This is a genomic window from Nitrososphaera sp., assembly GCF_013388945.1.
Lineage (GTDB): Archaea > Thermoproteota > Nitrososphaeria > Nitrososphaerales > Nitrososphaeraceae > Nitrososphaera.
In genome coordinates this window covers 1-16,768 of the sequence record NZ_JACAEH010000027.1, presented here as the reverse complement: position 1 = coordinate 16,768, position 16,768 = coordinate 1, and the positions used below count along the sequence as shown (strand labels likewise).

Below are 16,768 nucleotides of genomic sequence, written 5' to 3'. Positions count from 1 at the left end.
TATTTTATAGGTTGCAGACATAATGGCATTCTGTGGATTACGTTGTCCGGCTCGATCAAATAGGCAAAGATGATCTAAGAATTGCCGGCGGCAAGGGAGCGAACCTTGGAGAAATGCTCAAGCTGGGCATCCCGGTACCTCCCGGCTTTGCTGTGACTACCGCCTCATTCGACCTGCTGATGCGAATGCACGACCTTGGCAAGAAAATAGGACTAATTATCAGCAGCATCAACGTTGACGATACCGCAAAGCTGCTGGATGCCTCAAAGGAGATAAAGGCCATGATCCTCTCCTACGAGATGCCTCCTGAGGTCAGGTTAAAAGTTGATGAAGCTTACAAGAGCCTGCCTGATTCAGCTACTTCTGACAGCAGTTTGCCACTGGTTGCAGTCCGAAGTTCGGCCACTGCTGAAGATCTGCCAACTGCTTCTTTCGCAGGACAACAGGCCAGTTTCCTTAACGTGAAGGGCTCAGATGAATTGGTCGAATCGATCAAAAAGTGCTGGGCCTCCTTGTTTGAGCCACGCGCGATCTTCTACCGGGCAAAACATGGATTCGCCAAATCAAGTATCTCTGTAATAGTACAAAAGATGATCGAGGCAGACAAGTCCGGAGTGATGTTCACAGCTGACCCTACTACCGGGGAGGATGTGGTTCTGATCGAAGCAACGTGGGGACTGGGAGAAAGCATAGTCGGTGGAGAAGTCTCGCCTGACTCGTACAGGGTTGACAAGAACGGCAAGATTATCGATATACAAGTATCCAACAAAACGAGGATGCGCGTACGCGATCAAGCCTCCAACACCACAGTCGAGCTTGACGTGCCGCAGGACAAGGCTAATGCACAGGTGTTGACGGAACAAGAGATTCTAAATCTTGCAGAATTCGGTTTGACCCTTGAGCGACACTATCGCCATCCACAGGACGTCGAGTTTGCCATAGAGAACGGAAAGATAGCAATAGTACAGACACGCGCAATTACCACGAAAGGAAAGACTAAGAAGGTCGGGATCAAAGGTAACCAGCTTTTAAAGGGCGTCGGGGCATCTCCAGGCGCTGCCAGTGGCAGAGTGAGGATCATTTCAAGCAAGGACGATGTAGCCAAAATCAACAAGGGAGACATAATCGTGACTACCATGACTTCGCCCGACCTTGTCCCTGCAATGAGCAGGTCTGCAGCGATAATAACTGACTTGGGCGGGAGAACCTCCCACGCTGCGATCGTTTCAAGGGAAATGGGCATTCCAGCGATCGTAGGTACTCAACAGGCAACTACAGTTTTGAAAGACGGTCAGGAAGTCACGGTTGACGCATACGATGGCATTGTTTACGATGGAAGAATTGAAGTAGATATTGAAACGCCTGTAGAAGTTCACGCGGGAATGACCCGGACAAAGGTGAAGGTAAACCTTGCTTTTGCACAGGGGTTGAATGAAATAGCACCAAAAGCTGATGGCGTTGGCTTGCTGAGAATAGAGCATCTCATTACCCAGTTCGGAGTGCATCCATCCAAGCTGGTGAAGGAAGGCAAACAAGAGGAATACGTAAAGCTCCTGATCGACGGGATACGACCGATCGCGAAAGCCTTCAGTCCGAAACCTGTTTGGGTAAGAACTCTGGATGCGCGGTCAGACGAGTTTAAAAACCTGAAAGGCGGTGAGGATGAACCGCAAGAGGCAAATCCTATGCTTGGGTGGCATGGAATACGAAGAAGCTTGGACGAACCTGAATTACTAAAGTCAGAATTCCGTGCCATAAAGAAGATGCATGAAGAGGGTCTGACCAACTTGCAGGTCATGCTTCCATTTGTGATATCTGCCGAGGAGGTTCAAAAAGCCAGAAAGATCGCCCACGAGGTTGGTTTGCCTGATGCAGCAAAAATTGGCATAATGGTGGAGACGCCTGCATCGGTGATGATTATTGAAGAGCTTTGTAAGGAAGGCATTGCATTTGCGAGCTTTGGAACAAATGACCTGACCCAGCTGACGTTGGGCATCGACAGGGGCAACGAAAGACTGGCAAATCTGTCTTCTACCTTCCATCCCGCAGTCTTACGTTCGATGAAGATGGTAATAGATACCTGCAGCCGCTACAGCGTAGAGACCTCTATCTGTGGCGAGGCCGGTAGCGACTCAGAGATGGCTAAAATTCTGGTAAAATATGGAATAAAGAGCATCTCTTGCAATATAGATGCAGTGGATGCAATACGAATGGCCGTGCATGAAAAAGAGCTAGAGATATCAGAGTTGACCTAGCTGTAATCGGTATTGGCTACGCGCCTACGTGTACATGCCGCCCTGGTTTGGAATCTTGTGGTGGCGCTGTTTCTTCAGGCAACACTTCGGCCGACATGGGGACAAGCTCTTTCACCTTCACGCGCTTGAGTGACAAGGCATTGAGCGCCACCACAAGAGATGAACCTGACATTGCGATTGCAGCGATTTCTGGTCTTAAGATCAGGCCTATCGCCGGATACAAAATTCCTGCAGCTATTGGAAAAGCTATCATGTTGTAACCGGCGGCCCACCAGAGGTTCTGCTGCATCTTCCTTCGTGTAGCCCGGCTCAAAAGAACCACTTTTGCAACATCAAGCGGATCACTTCTGGTGAGAACCACATCTGCAGTCTCCATGGCTACGTCGGTTCCCGCGCCTATTGCGATCCCGACATCTGCTTGAGCTAGTGCAGGACCGTCGTTAATGCCATCTCCAACCATTGCTACCTTCTTTCCCTGTGTCTGGAGCTCCTGAACCTTTGCAGCCTTGTCTCCGGGCAGGACGTCTGCAAAGACCGTCTTGATCCCAAGCTCTGTGGCGATGCGTTCAGCCGTGGCTCGGTTGTCGCCTGTCAGCATAGCGACCTGGATGCCCATCGATGTTAGTCTTTTTACAGCTTCTCTGCTGGTTGGGCGTACGGCGTCGGCAACCGCAAAGGCGCCTTCGAGCCGACCATCTATGCCGGCCATGATCACCGTCCTGCCTGCTCCCTGAAGGACTGCGGCTTGACTGTCGACTTCTGTAATGGCAATCTGACGGTCGCGCATGAGCTTTCGATTCCCTATCAATATTCTCCGACCGTCGACTACTGCACTAATACCGTGGCCGGGGATGGCATCAAAGTTTGTTACCTTGCTGAGACTCGCCCCTTTTTCACGTGCTTTTTCGAGGATCGCCTGCGCTAGTGGATGCTCACTTCCTTGCTCTACCGAGGCAACAAAGCGGAGAATCTCTGATTCGGAGAGCCCGTCCTTTGCAGTCACAATTTCCACGACCTTGGGCTGACCGAGGGTGAGCGTTCCTGTCTTGTCAAGGATAACAGCGTTGATTTTCCCAGCCTCTTCGAGTGCAACAGCATTCTTGTACAAAATGCCGTTTAGGGCACCTAATCCTGTGCCTACCATAACTGCCGTGGGCGTGGCCAATCCTAGTGCATCCGGGCATGCGATCACGATGACCGTAATTGCAAGGGTAGTTGCAAATACTAGTGGTTCAAGCGCTATTCCATACCATACAAAAAAGGTAGCAAGCGATGCCACAATAGCTGCAATAACAAGCCACTGGGATGCGCGGTCGGCAAGCCTCTGGGATGGAGCCTTGGAGTTCTGAGCTTCCTGAACGAGTTTCACTATCTGTGCAAGGGCGGTGTCTCTTCCCACCTTGGTTGCACGGAACTTGAATGAACCCGTCTTGTTTATCGTGGCGCCGATCACCTCATCCTCAACTGACTTCTTGACAGGCACGCTTTCGCCGGTGATCATTGATTCGTCCACATCCGACGAGCCTTCGATTACAACACCATCAACTGGAATCTTGTCCCCTGGCCGGATGAGGACGATATCGCCAACGAGAACTTCTGAGGTGGGCAACTCAATCTGCTGTCCATCCCGGATCACAGTAGCTTTCGGAGGAGCCAAGTTCATCAATGTGCGGATAGCCTGAGAGGTGCCCGCACGGGCCCGCATCTCCATAAGGTGTCCAAACAACACGAAAACCAGAAGCAGCGAAGCAGCTTCATAAAAGACCTCCGATTCAAAGAAGAACGTCGCGCCAACACTGAACAGGTATCCTCCCAAAACCGATAGCGATACGAGAACGGCCATGTTGAGAACGCGATTCTTCAAGGCGCGCCAAGCACCAACGTAAAAGACCCAACCTCCATAGAGCACTGCAGGAGATGCCAGAAAGAAGGATAACAGTTCGTTGGAGACTCCAAACGGCAGAGGAGCCTGAATCTGAAAGACTTGTGTGAACAATGGGGAATAGATGAAGACAGGGATTGCAAAGACAAGGGCTACAATAAAACGCCTTTGCATATCTTTGACCATCGCTTCCATAGACATTCCCTCTCCGTGACCCATTTCGTGTGCCATTGCAGCCTGACCTCCCATTCCTGCCATTTCGTGTCTGACATGTTCTCTTGCCTCTGATGGACCGGGTGCAGGGGGCGCTTCCTTTACTAATTGAGGTTGCACGGCCTTGGGCTTGACATCGTGCGCACCAGAATGATCGTGAGGGGGGTCCGACGGCTTGACGATGTGTTCGGGAACATGTTCACCCGCACAGTGATAGCCGCATTCTGCGACAAGCTTTTTGACATCAGCCAAACTCATCTTGGTTTTATCGTACTCGACTGTGGCGGTGCCACTAAGGAAATTAGCTTCAACACATCGTATTCCGGGATGAGTCGAAAGTCGTTTTTCAACTCCCAGCCCGTCGCACACGGACATCATACCCTCGATGCTTACGACAACAGTCTTCATCTTTTTAATATCACACCAGAACCATTAAGGTATCCTTGCGATATAGGAGTTGTTAGGGCCTGTGTACATGAAGATCAAATTCGAAGAATTAGCAGGCATCATGATTATGATGTCGCCGCTTACACTTTCGCCGGCTTCCAGATCGGTCACACTTAATGGCGACGACAGGATACCGGCAGTCGAATCGTGCTGACCATAAACATACAGCTCTTCGTCCTGTATGAATACGTAGGACGGGTATACCCTGATTGTAGACTGACCGGTATTTTTGAACGTCAAGGAAAGTTTCAATAGAGTTTTATCGCCGTCGCTGGCATTATCGTTAACTGGCGTTACATTTGTCACCAGCAGCTGCAGAGAACCGTCCTGCATGGTTTGGTTCGTATTATAAACAGGCTGCGATTCGCTTGACAAGATGGGAGGACGTGCTTCATTATCCGAGAGTGTAACTTCGAAAGTCGAGGTCAGGTCAGAATACTTTAAGACAAGATCGTTTCCAAAGTATGGCGCCTCGAATACAACAAAGAACCTTGCAGCCTGGCCATCTGGGAGATTCAGTTTTTTTAGACCTGCGTCTACCAGAGGCGTGGAGGGACTCGGCAATATTTCACCTACGTCTGTCTTTAGCTTGAACACGTTTGGTGAAAGCGGTATAGTATGACCCGTGATGCTTCTGACCGTCAAGTCTACCGTGAGGAACTTGCTTCCAAGTTCGGATCCGGTATTGATACTGGAGCCGTCTGGTCCGGTTATCGGTATTGTATCTGTGACCTTGTAACCATTGACTGCAACCATCATCCTGTTGTCATGAAGCACTTCGCCTGTCTTTCCCGTCCTTTCAGCAAATTGCTCCATCGGCATGGTACCATGCTGTTCCAGTTCCTCCTCTGGCGGGTTTTTAACCGCCGGCCCGCTTGTGCCAATGGTGGTCGGTTCTTCCGGCGTGGGCTGCCGCTCTTCTTCTCGCGGCTGGTTCTCAGTAGGCGATGTTAGTTCATTTATGGTTGACTGATCATTAGGCATTGCTAGCGGATTAGCTACAACCAGAACAATTGCTATTGTTGCCGCAACTACTGCCGGTATGATCAGGACCGCGTCCTTCAATCTTCTTGCATCCCCCATGTTGGGTGTGTATGAGAAGAGTGTATGATCATGACAGGACACGGCGCCCTTTCAGAGACCTTCCTTGCAACGCTTCCTAGCGCTACAACCACCTTTGACATGCCTTCAAGCCGCCTGCTCCCCATCACTATGAGGTCGACCTTGTTATCCTTGGCGAACTTTAGAATCTGCTCGCCGGGGTCGCCTACTCTCACTTCAGAAGTTGCCTTCACATTCTCTGATGACAAAAGCCTTACCTTTCCCTGAACAAAATTGTTCCATTTCTGCTCAAGCTCCCTGGCTATCGACCTTCTGGCCTTTGCTATCATGATGCGGTCGTTTCCAAGCAACAGGGTGGCAGGCACCTCGATTTCCTCTATGACGTACAGAATTGTGACTTCCGAATTGAGCGCCTTGGCTAGTTCTTCCGCATAAAGGAGCGCCTTGTCGGACATCTGCCCCCCGTCATGCGGCACAAGGATTCGCTTCAGCTTCATACTAACAGCCTCTAAACCGGCGTCGTTCCCTTGCTCCCAGTTCTCGCTGCTTTGCATTTACGTACATTTCCATGTGCTCCTTCGAACAGAAGAACTTGCCAAACCTCTTCAATTCGTTGTCTTGTTTGACATCTATCCCGCAGACCTCACAATATAATCCAGAACTGGCCTGTTCTGCCATGCTTCCTCTTTTCCTCGCAGAATATTTATCTACAAAGATTCTTGTGCAATGCAGTGCGGCGCACGTTTAGCGAATTGTACCAGTTCCGTTATTTCCGCAATCCTAAGCTAATTTTAGAGTTTTATCGAACCAACCGCATATCACTCTGACCGCTTCTTTCTTATGCGAGCACATCCAAAACACACCACCGTCGACTTCAACAAGCCTTTTTTCAATATCCGGAAGCTGGCCGTACAGGTCTTTCAAATACGAGGCGAACAGGCCTCTTTTGGCGACCAACAACATGGTCGGAACCTTAAGCACGGACAAGGGGTTTGGTGGAGAAGTTGAAACTAGAGACATAATTGCAGATAGCGGATACCGTCTGTCAAAATCAGGGTCTTTCAGGAAGCTCTCTACCAACCGACGCTCTATTTCACGATTTTCTTGCTTCGTATCTATCAGCTCGCTGAAATCCAAATAAACTGATATGGGCAATGTCATTCTTGGAAACAATTTTGCCAGAATCTTGATTAAAGGTAGAAGTTTCTTTCTTCTTTCTGCAGCATGTTCTTTACCTTCAAAAAGCGCGATATGGAACTTTTTCTCTGTGAGAATTGCCGGCGCATTCTCCAATACCATGCTTTTCATTGGGCCGTGAGCCAATGCCAGATAGAAGGTCGCATAACCGCCAAGCCCTTCGGCATAGACACCTATCTTGTCATTAAATTTAGTTAAAATGTGCTGAAGTGCATCTTTATGTCTTGCAACGAGCTTGCTGATCGTGTAACCGCCGTGCTTTGGCATTATGAATACGTTATACCCCTGTAAATGCATCAGGTAACCGAGCTCAGCAAATACACGTGAATGACCAGCCGATCCCTGTGAAATTAGAATGTTCGGAGCATCTTTGCCTTTCTCAAAATATAACAATTCAAAACTCTTGCCATCCGAGACAAAATGCGTCAATTTGCTGTTTCTTTCAATCTCGTCTGCATCTGTTTCGATAACATAATGCTCTTTCCAGTAGCCAATATTTTTCATGCTAGACTGTGCATTCATCACCGCGCGGAAGTTCTCTGACGCGGTCATGCCTCTACGCCCATTTCTTTCAAACTCTGTACAGTTCCTGCAGTCGGACGGGTCTGTTCTTTTTCAATAATCTTCAACCTCTTGAGTAGCGATGAGTTGGCAATTACTGAAATCGAGCTCAGAGCCATGGCGGCAGCAGCTATTATCGGACTAAGCAATCCTATTGCAGCAACTGGGATCCCTGCCGTGTTGTATATCAGCGCCCAGAAGAGGTTCTGCCTTATCTTCTTCATAGTTGCCCTTGCAAGTCTTATAGAGCGGGCCACGTCCATAACATCGTCTTTAATCAGTATTATTCCGCCGGTTTCCTTTGCAATATCCGAACCGCTGCCTATGGCAATCCCTATGTCAGCCTGAGCCAGGGCAGGCGCGTCGTTTATCCCGTCGCCCACCATTGCGACCACCTTGCCTTCTGACTGAAGCCGCTTGATTACAGCAGCTTTCTCGGCCGGCAGAACATTTGCAATGACGCTGTCAATTCCAACGTTTCTTGCAACCGCCTTGGCCGTCTTCTCGTTGTCGCCTGTCAGCATGATGGTCTCCACCTTCAGCTCTCTCAATGCCTTGACGGCAGCCGGCGACGACTGCTTGATGGTGTCTGCTACAGCTATGAGGCCCAGTATCTCATTCTCTCTGGCAACAATCATCACCGTCTTTCCGTCAGACTCGAGCTTTTCCATGCTCTGCTCTATGCGACCTGCATCGATACCAAACTTGTGCATCAGTTTCCTGTTGCCAAACAGAATACGTTTTCCGTCAAGATGTGCAGTAACGCCCATGCCGGAGACCGCTTCGAAATCCTTCGGCGGTTGCAGCTTTATTTCCTGTTTCTTGGCCTCCTTCAATATCGCCTGCGCAAGCGGGTGCTCCGAGCCCATTTCCGCAGAACCTGCTACACTGAGCAGCTCTTCTTTGTTGCCCGAAACTGTGACGATGTCGGTGACTGACGGCTCTCCCTTTGTGAGCGTGCCTGTCTTGTCAAACACTACTGCTGTGATCTTTTGAGACCTCTCAAGGTACTCGGCTCCACGGATCAGTATTCCGGCTTCTGCACCCTTGCCGACTCCAACCATCAAAGCAGCCGGCGTTGCAATTCCCAACGCGCAGGGGCAGGCAATTATCAGGACAGCGATAAAGGAGAGCAAACCCATGACAAAGTTGCCCATTACGAAATACCATATCACAAACGACGCGATCGATACGCCGACAACAGCAGGGACAAACTTGGCTGAAACGGAATCGACGAGCCTCTGGATCTTGCCTGTCGATGCCTGCGCCTCTTCCACGATGTGAACTATCTGTGCAAGTGCCGTCTCTTTGCCCACCTTTGTTGCTCTCACCTTGAGCAGTCCTTGCTTGTTGACGGTGGCACCAATCACCTGGTCACCAAGCTTTTTGTCCGCGGGTATCGACTCGCCGGTGATCATCTTTTCATCCACTGCAGAAGAACCGTCGATTATTACGCCGTCAGTAGGAATTTTTTCGCCGGGCTTGACAACCAAAATGTCGTCAACAGCCACTTCTGATGCCGGAATCTCTTTTTCCTCGCCGCCACGAACCACCCGGGCCATTGCTGGCCGCAGGTCCAGCAGCTTTCTCACAGAAGCGGAGCTCCTTTTCTTGATGGCTTCTTCCATGTACTTTCCCAAAAGGACGAAGGCGATGATCACAGCAGAGACTTCAAAGTAAACATCACGCTCTTTGACTGGCAGAGCATCGGGCGCAAATAGCACGACTGTGCTGTAGATGTAGGCCGCAAGTGTTCCGATGGAAATAAGCAAGTCCATGTTTGCCGTCTTTCTTTTGACAGCTTCGTATGCGCCGACGTAGAAGGTCCATCCTCCTATGAACTGGATGGGCGTGACGATGATGAACAGCAGCAAGCCCCACGTGAGGAACGGGATATCCGGTATCGGAGCCCAGGTGACCGTCACGGCGCCGAAAGCAAGCCCGAGGTATACGGCAGCCCTGAGAATAGCCAATACCAGCGCGCCCGACGCGGCGACGTACATCCGCTTTTTGAGCTTGGACAGTTCCTTCTCGGGATTTACAAAAGTGTTAAGGCAGTTGGTGCTGCAGAAGTAAAAGGTCCTGCTGCCTATCTCAGAGGAGAGGGCAGTCTTCTCGTCCACTACCATTCCGCATACGGGGTCCTTTGCCATGGCGATAGTCAGTTTCTCATTTCAAGTATATGATTAAGGGGAATTCAATGCAATGCAGTGCACAGTGCATTTAGAGAACTGTACCGGTAAGCGGACCATGTTTTTAGCGGATTGTACCACTGCAGTGCATTACAAAGTACTCTAACGTCATAAATGATAGCCGGCGTACCCTGCCATTATATGGCAAGCCAGTACGTTTGGATTGGAATTGCAGTAGGAGTATTTGCCGCAGGTATAGGCATAGGCTACGGCATTTTTCTCAGCACCAGCGCGCAGATGACGACAAACCAGATGTTCAGCCAGATGATCCAGAACCCCCAGATGATGAACCAGTGGAACCAGCAGATGATGAACGACCAGACAGGCAGGCAGCAGATGATGATGTCAATGATGCAGAACCAGCAGTTCATGCAGCAAATGATGGACGATCCTGAATTCCGTGCGCAGATGATCGAGAACATGAGGACAAACTCGCAGTTTATGCAGAACACGATGTCCGGGATGATGGCAGACCCCGAGGTCTCCGGCCAGATGATGACCATGATGATGCAAAATCAGGGATTCATGCAGGGCATGATGGGAACCGAGGAATTTAGAGCGCAGATGATCCAGTACATGAATGAAAACCACGACTTTACGCAGGACATGCTAATGCGCATGATGGACGATCCTGCGATAAGGACGCAGATGATAGGCCACATGCTTGAGAATCAAGAGTTCATGGAAGAATTCCAGAAAGCCATGGAAGGAAGCAGCGGCATGGGTACCATGCAGTGAAAGCAGCAAACACTCTTCTCTATGCTGGAGGTAAACGCATGGCCAGAGAGAAATACGAGGTGGTGATTCTGGCTCCTGCAGAGAAGGTATTTGCTCACATGGATGACATCAACAACGTAGGCTGGCACATGAGCGCAGAGAGCTCTATGCCGATGATGGGCAGCCGTCTTGAGCTGGAAGTGATTGATGACAGAAAAGGCATAGGCGCCGCATACAGGTGGAAAGGCAGCGTCATGGGCATGGTTATTGACATCCAAGAAACCGTCACCAAATGGATAGAAAACAAGGAAAAGACCTGGCAGACGATCGGAAAGCCAAAGATGATAGTGATGTCTGACTATATCATGCACCTACTACTGACTCCAACCGAAAGGGGAACTCGGGTTTTGTTTGAGATTGATTATTCGCTTCCAAAAACGCCGTGGGGCTGGATAATCGGAACGCTCCTTGCCCGCAGATATGCAAGGTGGTGCATCCAGAGGGCGTGTGAGGACACCAAGAGTGTGTTAGAATCTCACCACCTCTAGTCTGGTTACAGCTTCAGTGCACGTGTCATTTTCTAAGACTCTACACCAAGTCGCTACTCGACAAGCAGCCTGCTCTGTATGTCCTTGACGACGACTGACTTGATGTTGACAAACTCGCGGATTCCAAACTCTGACAGCTCGCGGCCGATGCCGGACTTTTTGACGCCGCCAAACGGGAGGCGCGGGTCGGACCTGACCATCTCGTTTACAGATACCAGGCCGGACTCTATCTGCCTTGCAATCTTTATCCCGCGCTCGATGTTGTTTGTCCAGATGCTGGCGCCAAGGCCGAACTCGGAATTGTTTGCCTCGCGCACCGCCTGCTCCTCGTTCTCGACGACTATAATAGGGGCCGCGGGCCCGAACACCTCTTCCCTCACCAAGTCCATTTCGTGGCCCACGTTTGACACGATTGTGGGCTCGTAGAAAAAGCCGTCGCGCTTGACGGGGTTGCCTCCTATCAGCACCTTGCCGCCCTTTGCCCTTGCGTCTTCCACCTGCTTTGCCAGGGCCTGGCGCTGGCTGTCCCTGACAAGTGGGCCCACTGTAGTCTTGGGGTCAAGCGGGTCGCCGACCACCTCCGCCTCGGTGTTTTCCACGAACAGCTTTGTGAATTTCTCTGCGACACTCCTCACCACGATAAAGCGCTTTGCCGCGATGCACGACTGGCCCGTGTTCAAAAGGCGCGACTGCGTCGCCATGTGCGCCGTCTGGTTCAGGTCAGCGTCTTCAAGCACTACAAACGGGTCGCTCCCGCCAAGCTCGAGCACGAACTTTTTCATGCCCGCAGACGCAAGCTCGGCCACGCGCCTTCCGGTGTTCAGGCTGCCAGTGACTGAAACGGCGTCAATGTCTGCCTGTACCAGAGCCTCTCCGACGCGGTAGTCGCCTATCACTATCTGGAATACGTTTTCAGGAAAGCCCGCGTCGTGGAACGCCTGCTCTATCTTTAGCGAGCTGCCAAGGCAGACGCTTGAATGTTTCAAAATGCCGACGTTGCCGGCCGTGAGCGCCGGGACTGCAAACCTCATCACCTGCCAGAACGGAAAGTTCCACGGCATTATCGACGCTATCACTCCAAGCGGCTCAAAAGACACAAAGCTCTTGCGGAACTCTGTAGGGACTATCTGGTCGCGCAAAAACACCTCTGCGTGCTCGGCGTAATAGTCGCACACCCACGCGCACTTTTCAATCTCTGCAAGCGACTGGCGCACCGGCTTGCCCATCTCCTCCGTGACAGTCCTGGCGTAATCTTCGCGGTTTTTGCGCATCACCCTTCCAAGCCTGCGCATCAGCTCGGCGCGCTCGCCAAGGTCGACCTTCTTCCACTCTGCATAGGCCTCGCGCCCAAGCCTGACCTTCCTGCCGACGTCCTCGCTGCTCTCTGCTTCGTATGACGCGATGACCTTCCCGGTGGCGGGGTTGACAGTATCAATTTGCATGAGAGCATCTGCGCACAGCGCACTAATAAGGAATAGATGTATCCCGCCGGCAGGATTTGCCCCAAAACAGGATCTCCCCTGTCTTGTTTGAGCCTGCGACTCTTCGGTTACTGCTACCTGTGCGCCCGATAGGCTGTTGCACGCGGTCAGCAAACTTGCCGACATCTACAGCCGAAAGCTCTACCAGGCTGAGCTACAGCGGGACAGTTCCGTTCACTGCTTGCATGATATATAATCTTACGCAAGATATCTAGCTATATCAAGCGCAAAATAAGAGATTATCCTGTCCGCGCCTGCCCTGCGCATTGCGACCATCGACATGACCTTCCACTCTTCCTCGTCTATCAGGCCGCGCCCAGCAGCCGCCTTTATCATGGCGTACTCGCCTGACACGTTCTGCACGGCGACAGGAGTCCTGAAAGCCTCTTTTGCCCTTTTCACAAGGTCGAGGTAGGCAAGCGCGGGCTTGACCATCACCATGTCCGCGCCCTCCGTTATGTCCCGCTCTATCTCCCTCATGGCCTGCCTTGGGTTTGCGTACCCGACCTGGTACGCCGACTTGTCAATTGCGCCGGCTTTTTGAAAGGCAGCCGAGCGGAACGGCGTGTAGAGCGACGAGGCGTGCTTGGCAGAATAGGAGAGTATGCGCGTCGCCAGCCCGCCGGCGTCAAGCGCTTTTCTTATCGCCAGCACCTGGCCGTCCATCATGGCCGACGGCGCGACGACATCGGCGCCGGCTTCAGCGTGGCTGACTGCTATCTCTGCAAGTGCCCTGCAAGTTGTGTCGTTGTCGACTCTGTTGCCCAAGAGCAGGCCGCAGTGCCCGGACAGGTTGTACTGGCACAGACACACGTCTGTAACGACGCTGACTGACCTGCCAAACGCCGATTTTATCTCCCTTGCCGCGCGCTGGACAAGGCCGTCTTTGCCAAACGCGCCAGAGCCTTTTGCGTCGCGGCTTTTCGGTATGCCAAAAACTATCACCGATGGTATGCCCGCGCCTGCTATCTCTTGCACCCGGCTGACCGCCTCGCCGGCAGGCGTGAGGGGCACGCCCGGCATCGCACTTGTAGTGCTCTGCGGCCTCTCTGACACAAAGAGGGGGCAGATGAGGTGCTCCTTTAGAAGGCCCGCGGCCGACAGGGCGTCGTGGTACTGCGCAAGGACCGCCTGCACAAAAATGCTAGGGGTAGCGCGGTATGAATACCTTGTCAAATCTGTTTTCCCCTAAACTTGATAAAACATGCCCGCGAAAAGAACGGCAGTGCGAGTGACAGTCGGCATCCCGGCATACAACGAGGAACACAACATCCTCCATTTGCTAAGGTCGATAGAGGGTAGCGCCGGAAGCCTTGTCAGCGAGATCATAGTATCAGACGACTCGTCGGACGGGACCCCGTTTCTGATCGAGCAGTTTGCAAAAAAGTCGCCCATCCCTGTCGTCCATTTCCATCACGCCAAGAGGCGGGGAGCTGCCGCTGCGTGGAACGAGATATTCCAGCGTGCATCCGGCGACACCATAGTGCTTTACGACGCGGACACGCTGCCGGAAAAAGGCTGCACCGCCAGGCTTGCGGCAGGCGTATCCGGTAATGTTGCATTGTGTGCCTCAAACTCGCAGCCGGTGCGAACGCGGGGCGTAGCCGGCAGGGCGTCGGCGTTTATCTCAAACTGGCTCAGGGTCGTGAGAAAGGCGCGCCTGTCACAGTACACGGTCATGGGCAGGGGACTTGCCATCGACTCTGCGGCAGCCAGGCGGATAACAATCCCGCACGACATGATAGCGATAGACCTGTACCTCCAGTGCGCCGTGATGGAGATGGGGCTTGACGTGGCATACAACGACGACGCCGTCGTGTATTTCAGGCCTGCAGAGAGCATGCAGGACCTGGCCTCGCAGGTGCTCCGGGCTGTAAACGGCCACCGGCAGGTCAAAGAGCACGTCGAGAGGCTCGGGGTCGGCCTGCCGCTGCACGTCGCAATCGCCCAGACTGCAAGGACGGTTCTTTTGGACCCGATAGGCGCGGCTTCAGTCGCCATAGGGTATTCCCCACTCCCGTACTACAGGTCGAGGCTTGCGGGCACAAACTCGGCCCTCTGGCACACGGCTGCCAGCTCCAAGTCGCTTGGCATGATGTGATCTACGTCGCACACCTTTTTATGACACCGCAAACTGTAACAAGCCAACTGGCAGGTGCACAGGAGGTAGGCCCGGAAAATGGAAGCTCAAAAGAGGCAAGAATCGGTTACCAACAACGGCCTTACGTGGACGGACATGCAAAAGCCGGCCTACGCGGACCTGGTGGAGCTTGGCAAAAAGCACCCGTCGTTTAACAAGCTCAACTTTGAGGACTCGCTCTCAAAGATCCAGCTTCCAAAGATAGACCGCTACGAGGACCACGTCTTTGTCATCATGCACTTTCCCACGCCGGACAAGGAGCGGGGGTTTGTATTCTCGCAGCTCTCCATATTCATGGGGGCAGACTACCTCGTGACCGTGCACCAGGGCGAACTGAAACCCATAGAGGAGCTGTTCAACATCTGCGTCAAGGACGACGGCCTGAGGCAGACCATAATGGGCAAGTCGTCGGGCTATCTACTCCACAAGATAATAGACACGCTTGTAGACGACATGCTGCACCTCCTCATGAAGGTGGTGGGCAACATCGAGGACATCGAAGACCTCGTCTTTGACGAGCGCTTCTCGGCATCAAGGCAGCTGGCGCTCTTGCGCCGCGAGATAACGACCCTCAGGCGGATAGTGCTGCACCTAAAGCGCACGGTGATAGATCTGACAAAGGACGTCCAGCGCTTCTCAAAGGAGGACCTGTCTGCATACTTTAAGGACGTGCAGGACCACGTCGAGAAGGTCGCCGAGACTTTGGAGGAGGCAAAGGAGACCGTGGAAATCTACAAAGACACCGATTTCGTGCTCAGTTCTGAAAAGACCAACAAGATCCTCGCAGTCCTGACCATAATATTCACGCTTTCGATACCTGCGACTGTAATAGGGGCGTTTTACGGCATGAACGTCAACATCCCAGGCGGCATCCAGACCGGCCCCTGGACGCAGCTTGGGCCCTACACCACGTTCATCTTTGTCCTGCTCATATCGCTCGTGCCGGCGGCCCTCATGTTCGTGTGGTTCTACCGCCTGGGCTGGCTGGAGAGGCCCAGATAATTATTTTTCTAATCTTTCGCCAAAAATGTAATTTTATCATCTATAGACCCGATATTGGAAATTTCCTTGAGAAAAGCCAAAGAGTATAAATAATAGCAGCATAACACAAAGAAAGGGTTGGCGGGAAAGGCGGACGAGATTAGCGGATACGTTTGCACCCCGCACGGCAAGCAGACCGCATCGCTTCTGGAAGCCTGGAAGAAAGACGACAACATCGTCGACATTTACTTTGCCACGGCCACGTTTTCCGAAGAGAGCGTGCCGTACTTTCCGAACAAGGCCAACAACTACATGGTGGCGTCGTTCAAAGATGTCAAGGGCGTCTTCTCTGACATCAACAGCCACGACCTCGACAGGCTTGCGTTCATGTTTGCGATGAACAGCCCGCTCTTTGAGCGCGTCGGCGACAGGCTGAACTACATCTCGCTTTATTTCACGAAATACTCAAACGGCGACCCGGCGATAAGCGACGTCGCAAATGTGATTGCCAGAAGGGACAGGGTCAAGAAGGCAAGCCTTGCAGAGATGCAGCTTCTGGCGCAGGAGCAGCCGCGCTTTACGTTCCCCTATGCAAAGAACCTCGTCATTCTGGAGGTGGAGGGGTCAGAGACTCACCAGACCGACCAGAAATACTGCGAGCGCACGAGGCGCGACGTGGCAAGGAAGGGCATAATGCTCAACAACCTTGTAAGTTTTTCAATCCTTGACAAGCTGAAATAAGTACGTAAACTATTTGCAGAAGACCTAAAAGCGATGGACGCGCATATTGCCCATGCGACACCGGGCAAACATCCAGGATCTGGTCTGGGCATGCCGGGAAGAAAGGGACATGGATAAAAAGACAGCCCTCTACAACAAGATCCGCAAAAAGCTGTCTTACCCGCCAGAGCTTGCCATGCCGTCCATGATAACAGACGACTTCATCGACGCCGCGCTTGACAGAATTTAGCAAATATTAAATATGCTGCCTTTTTTCACAACCCTGAATTATATTGAGCAAGCCGATGGAACTTGGCCAACTGAAGATCGGTTCGTACATCATCATCGACGGCGAGCCGTGCAGGATAGTCT

The 16,768-nt window shown here is 52.1% G+C and carries 14 protein-coding genes and 1 tRNA gene; 6 read left to right on the top strand and 9 right to left on the bottom strand.

The genetic code is table 11. From position 1 onward, the window contains the following. The first annotated feature begins 32 nt into the window (after positions 1–32). The gene (ppsA, locus tag HXY31_RS11580) at positions 33–2,255 is read left to right on the top strand and encodes a phosphoenolpyruvate synthase (protein ID WP_292643161.1); all 2,223 of its coding nucleotides are present in this window, start codon (positions 33–35) and stop codon (positions 2,253–2,255) included. Positions 2,256–2,271: 16 nt separating this feature from the next. Here ppsA and HXY31_RS11575 read toward each other — a convergent pair whose 3' ends face one another. From HXY31_RS11575 to HXY31_RS11550, 6 genes are all read right to left on the bottom strand, one after another. Continuing rightward, positions 2,272–4,758, bottom strand: a complete 2,487-nt coding sequence (locus HXY31_RS11575) for a cation-translocating P-type ATPase (RefSeq protein WP_292643159.1) — start codon at positions 4,756–4,758, stop codon at positions 2,272–2,274. A gap of 24 nt (positions 4,759–4,782) precedes the next feature. Continuing rightward, positions 4,783–5,862: a DUF4352 domain-containing protein gene (locus tag HXY31_RS11570; RefSeq protein WP_292643157.1), complete on the bottom strand. Its 1,080-nt coding sequence runs from the start codon at positions 5,860–5,862 to the stop codon at positions 4,783–4,785. Further along, positions 5,859–6,356, bottom strand: coding sequence for a universal stress protein (locus HXY31_RS11565; protein ID WP_292643155.1), 498 nt, complete (start codon positions 6,354–6,356; stop codon positions 5,859–5,861). Before HXY31_RS11565 ends, HXY31_RS11570 begins: the two co-directional genes overlap by 4 nt. A 1-nt stretch (position 6,357) precedes the next feature. Then, complete coding sequence (locus tag HXY31_RS11560) at positions 6,358–6,537, bottom strand: hypothetical protein (protein WP_292643153.1); 180 nt, start codon at positions 6,535–6,537, stop codon at positions 6,358–6,360. A 102-nt stretch (positions 6,538–6,639) separates the two neighbouring features. Next, the gene (locus HXY31_RS11555) at positions 6,640–7,608 is read right to left on the bottom strand and encodes a hypothetical protein (protein WP_292643151.1); all 969 of its coding nucleotides are present in this window, start codon (positions 7,606–7,608) and stop codon (positions 6,640–6,642) included. After that, on the bottom strand, positions 7,605–9,770 hold the full coding sequence (locus HXY31_RS11550) for a heavy metal translocating P-type ATPase (RefSeq protein ID WP_292643149.1): 2,166 nt from the start codon (positions 9,768–9,770) through the stop codon (positions 7,605–7,607). The genes HXY31_RS11555 and HXY31_RS11550 overlap by 4 nt, the downstream gene beginning before the upstream one ends. 180 nt (positions 9,771–9,950) lie before the next feature. Between HXY31_RS11550 and HXY31_RS11545 the strand changes: the two genes are divergently transcribed. Then, a complete protein-coding gene (locus HXY31_RS11545; RefSeq protein WP_292643147.1) occupies positions 9,951–10,547 on the top strand; it encodes a hypothetical protein in 597 nt (198 codons plus the stop codon). Positions 10,548–10,585: 38 nt separating this feature from the next. Then, positions 10,586–11,074, top strand: coding sequence for an SRPBCC family protein (locus HXY31_RS11540; RefSeq protein ID WP_292643146.1), 489 nt, complete (start codon positions 10,586–10,588; stop codon positions 11,072–11,074). Positions 11,075–11,127: 53 nt separating this feature from the next. On the opposite strand, the gene HXY31_RS11535 is transcribed toward HXY31_RS11540, so the two are convergent. The 3 genes from HXY31_RS11535 to hemB all read right to left on the bottom strand — a co-directional run bounded on the left by HXY31_RS11535 (position 11,128) and on the right by hemB (position 13,692). Further along, positions 11,128–12,516, bottom strand: coding sequence for an NAD-dependent succinate-semialdehyde dehydrogenase (locus HXY31_RS11535; protein WP_292643144.1), 1,389 nt, complete (start codon positions 12,514–12,516; stop codon positions 11,128–11,130). A gap of 41 nt (positions 12,517–12,557) precedes the next feature. Then, positions 12,558–12,719: transfer RNA gene (locus tag HXY31_RS11530), tRNA-Tyr, on the bottom strand. 34 nt (positions 12,720–12,753) lie between these two features. Further along, on the bottom strand, positions 12,754–13,692 hold the full coding sequence (hemB, locus tag HXY31_RS11525; protein WP_292643142.1) for a porphobilinogen synthase: 939 nt from the start codon (positions 13,690–13,692) through the stop codon (positions 12,754–12,756). A gap of 88 nt (positions 13,693–13,780) precedes the next feature. Here hemB and HXY31_RS11520 point away from each other — a divergent pair, with 88 nt between their 5' ends. The 3 genes from HXY31_RS11520 to HXY31_RS11510 all read left to right on the top strand — a co-directional run bounded on the left by HXY31_RS11520 (position 13,781) and on the right by HXY31_RS11510 (position 16,417). Continuing rightward, entirely contained in the window at positions 13,781–14,656 is an 876-nt protein-coding gene (locus tag HXY31_RS11520) for a glycosyltransferase family 2 protein (protein WP_292643141.1), read from the top strand. Between the two features lie 78 nt (positions 14,657–14,734). Continuing rightward, a complete protein-coding gene (locus HXY31_RS11515) occupies positions 14,735–15,697 on the top strand; it encodes a magnesium transporter CorA family protein (RefSeq protein ID WP_292643139.1) in 963 nt (320 codons plus the stop codon). Positions 15,698–15,814: 117 nt separating this feature from the next. Further along, positions 15,815–16,417, top strand: coding sequence for a hypothetical protein (locus HXY31_RS11510; protein ID WP_292643137.1), 603 nt, complete (start codon positions 15,815–15,817; stop codon positions 16,415–16,417). Positions 16,418–16,768 lie beyond the last annotated feature (351 nt).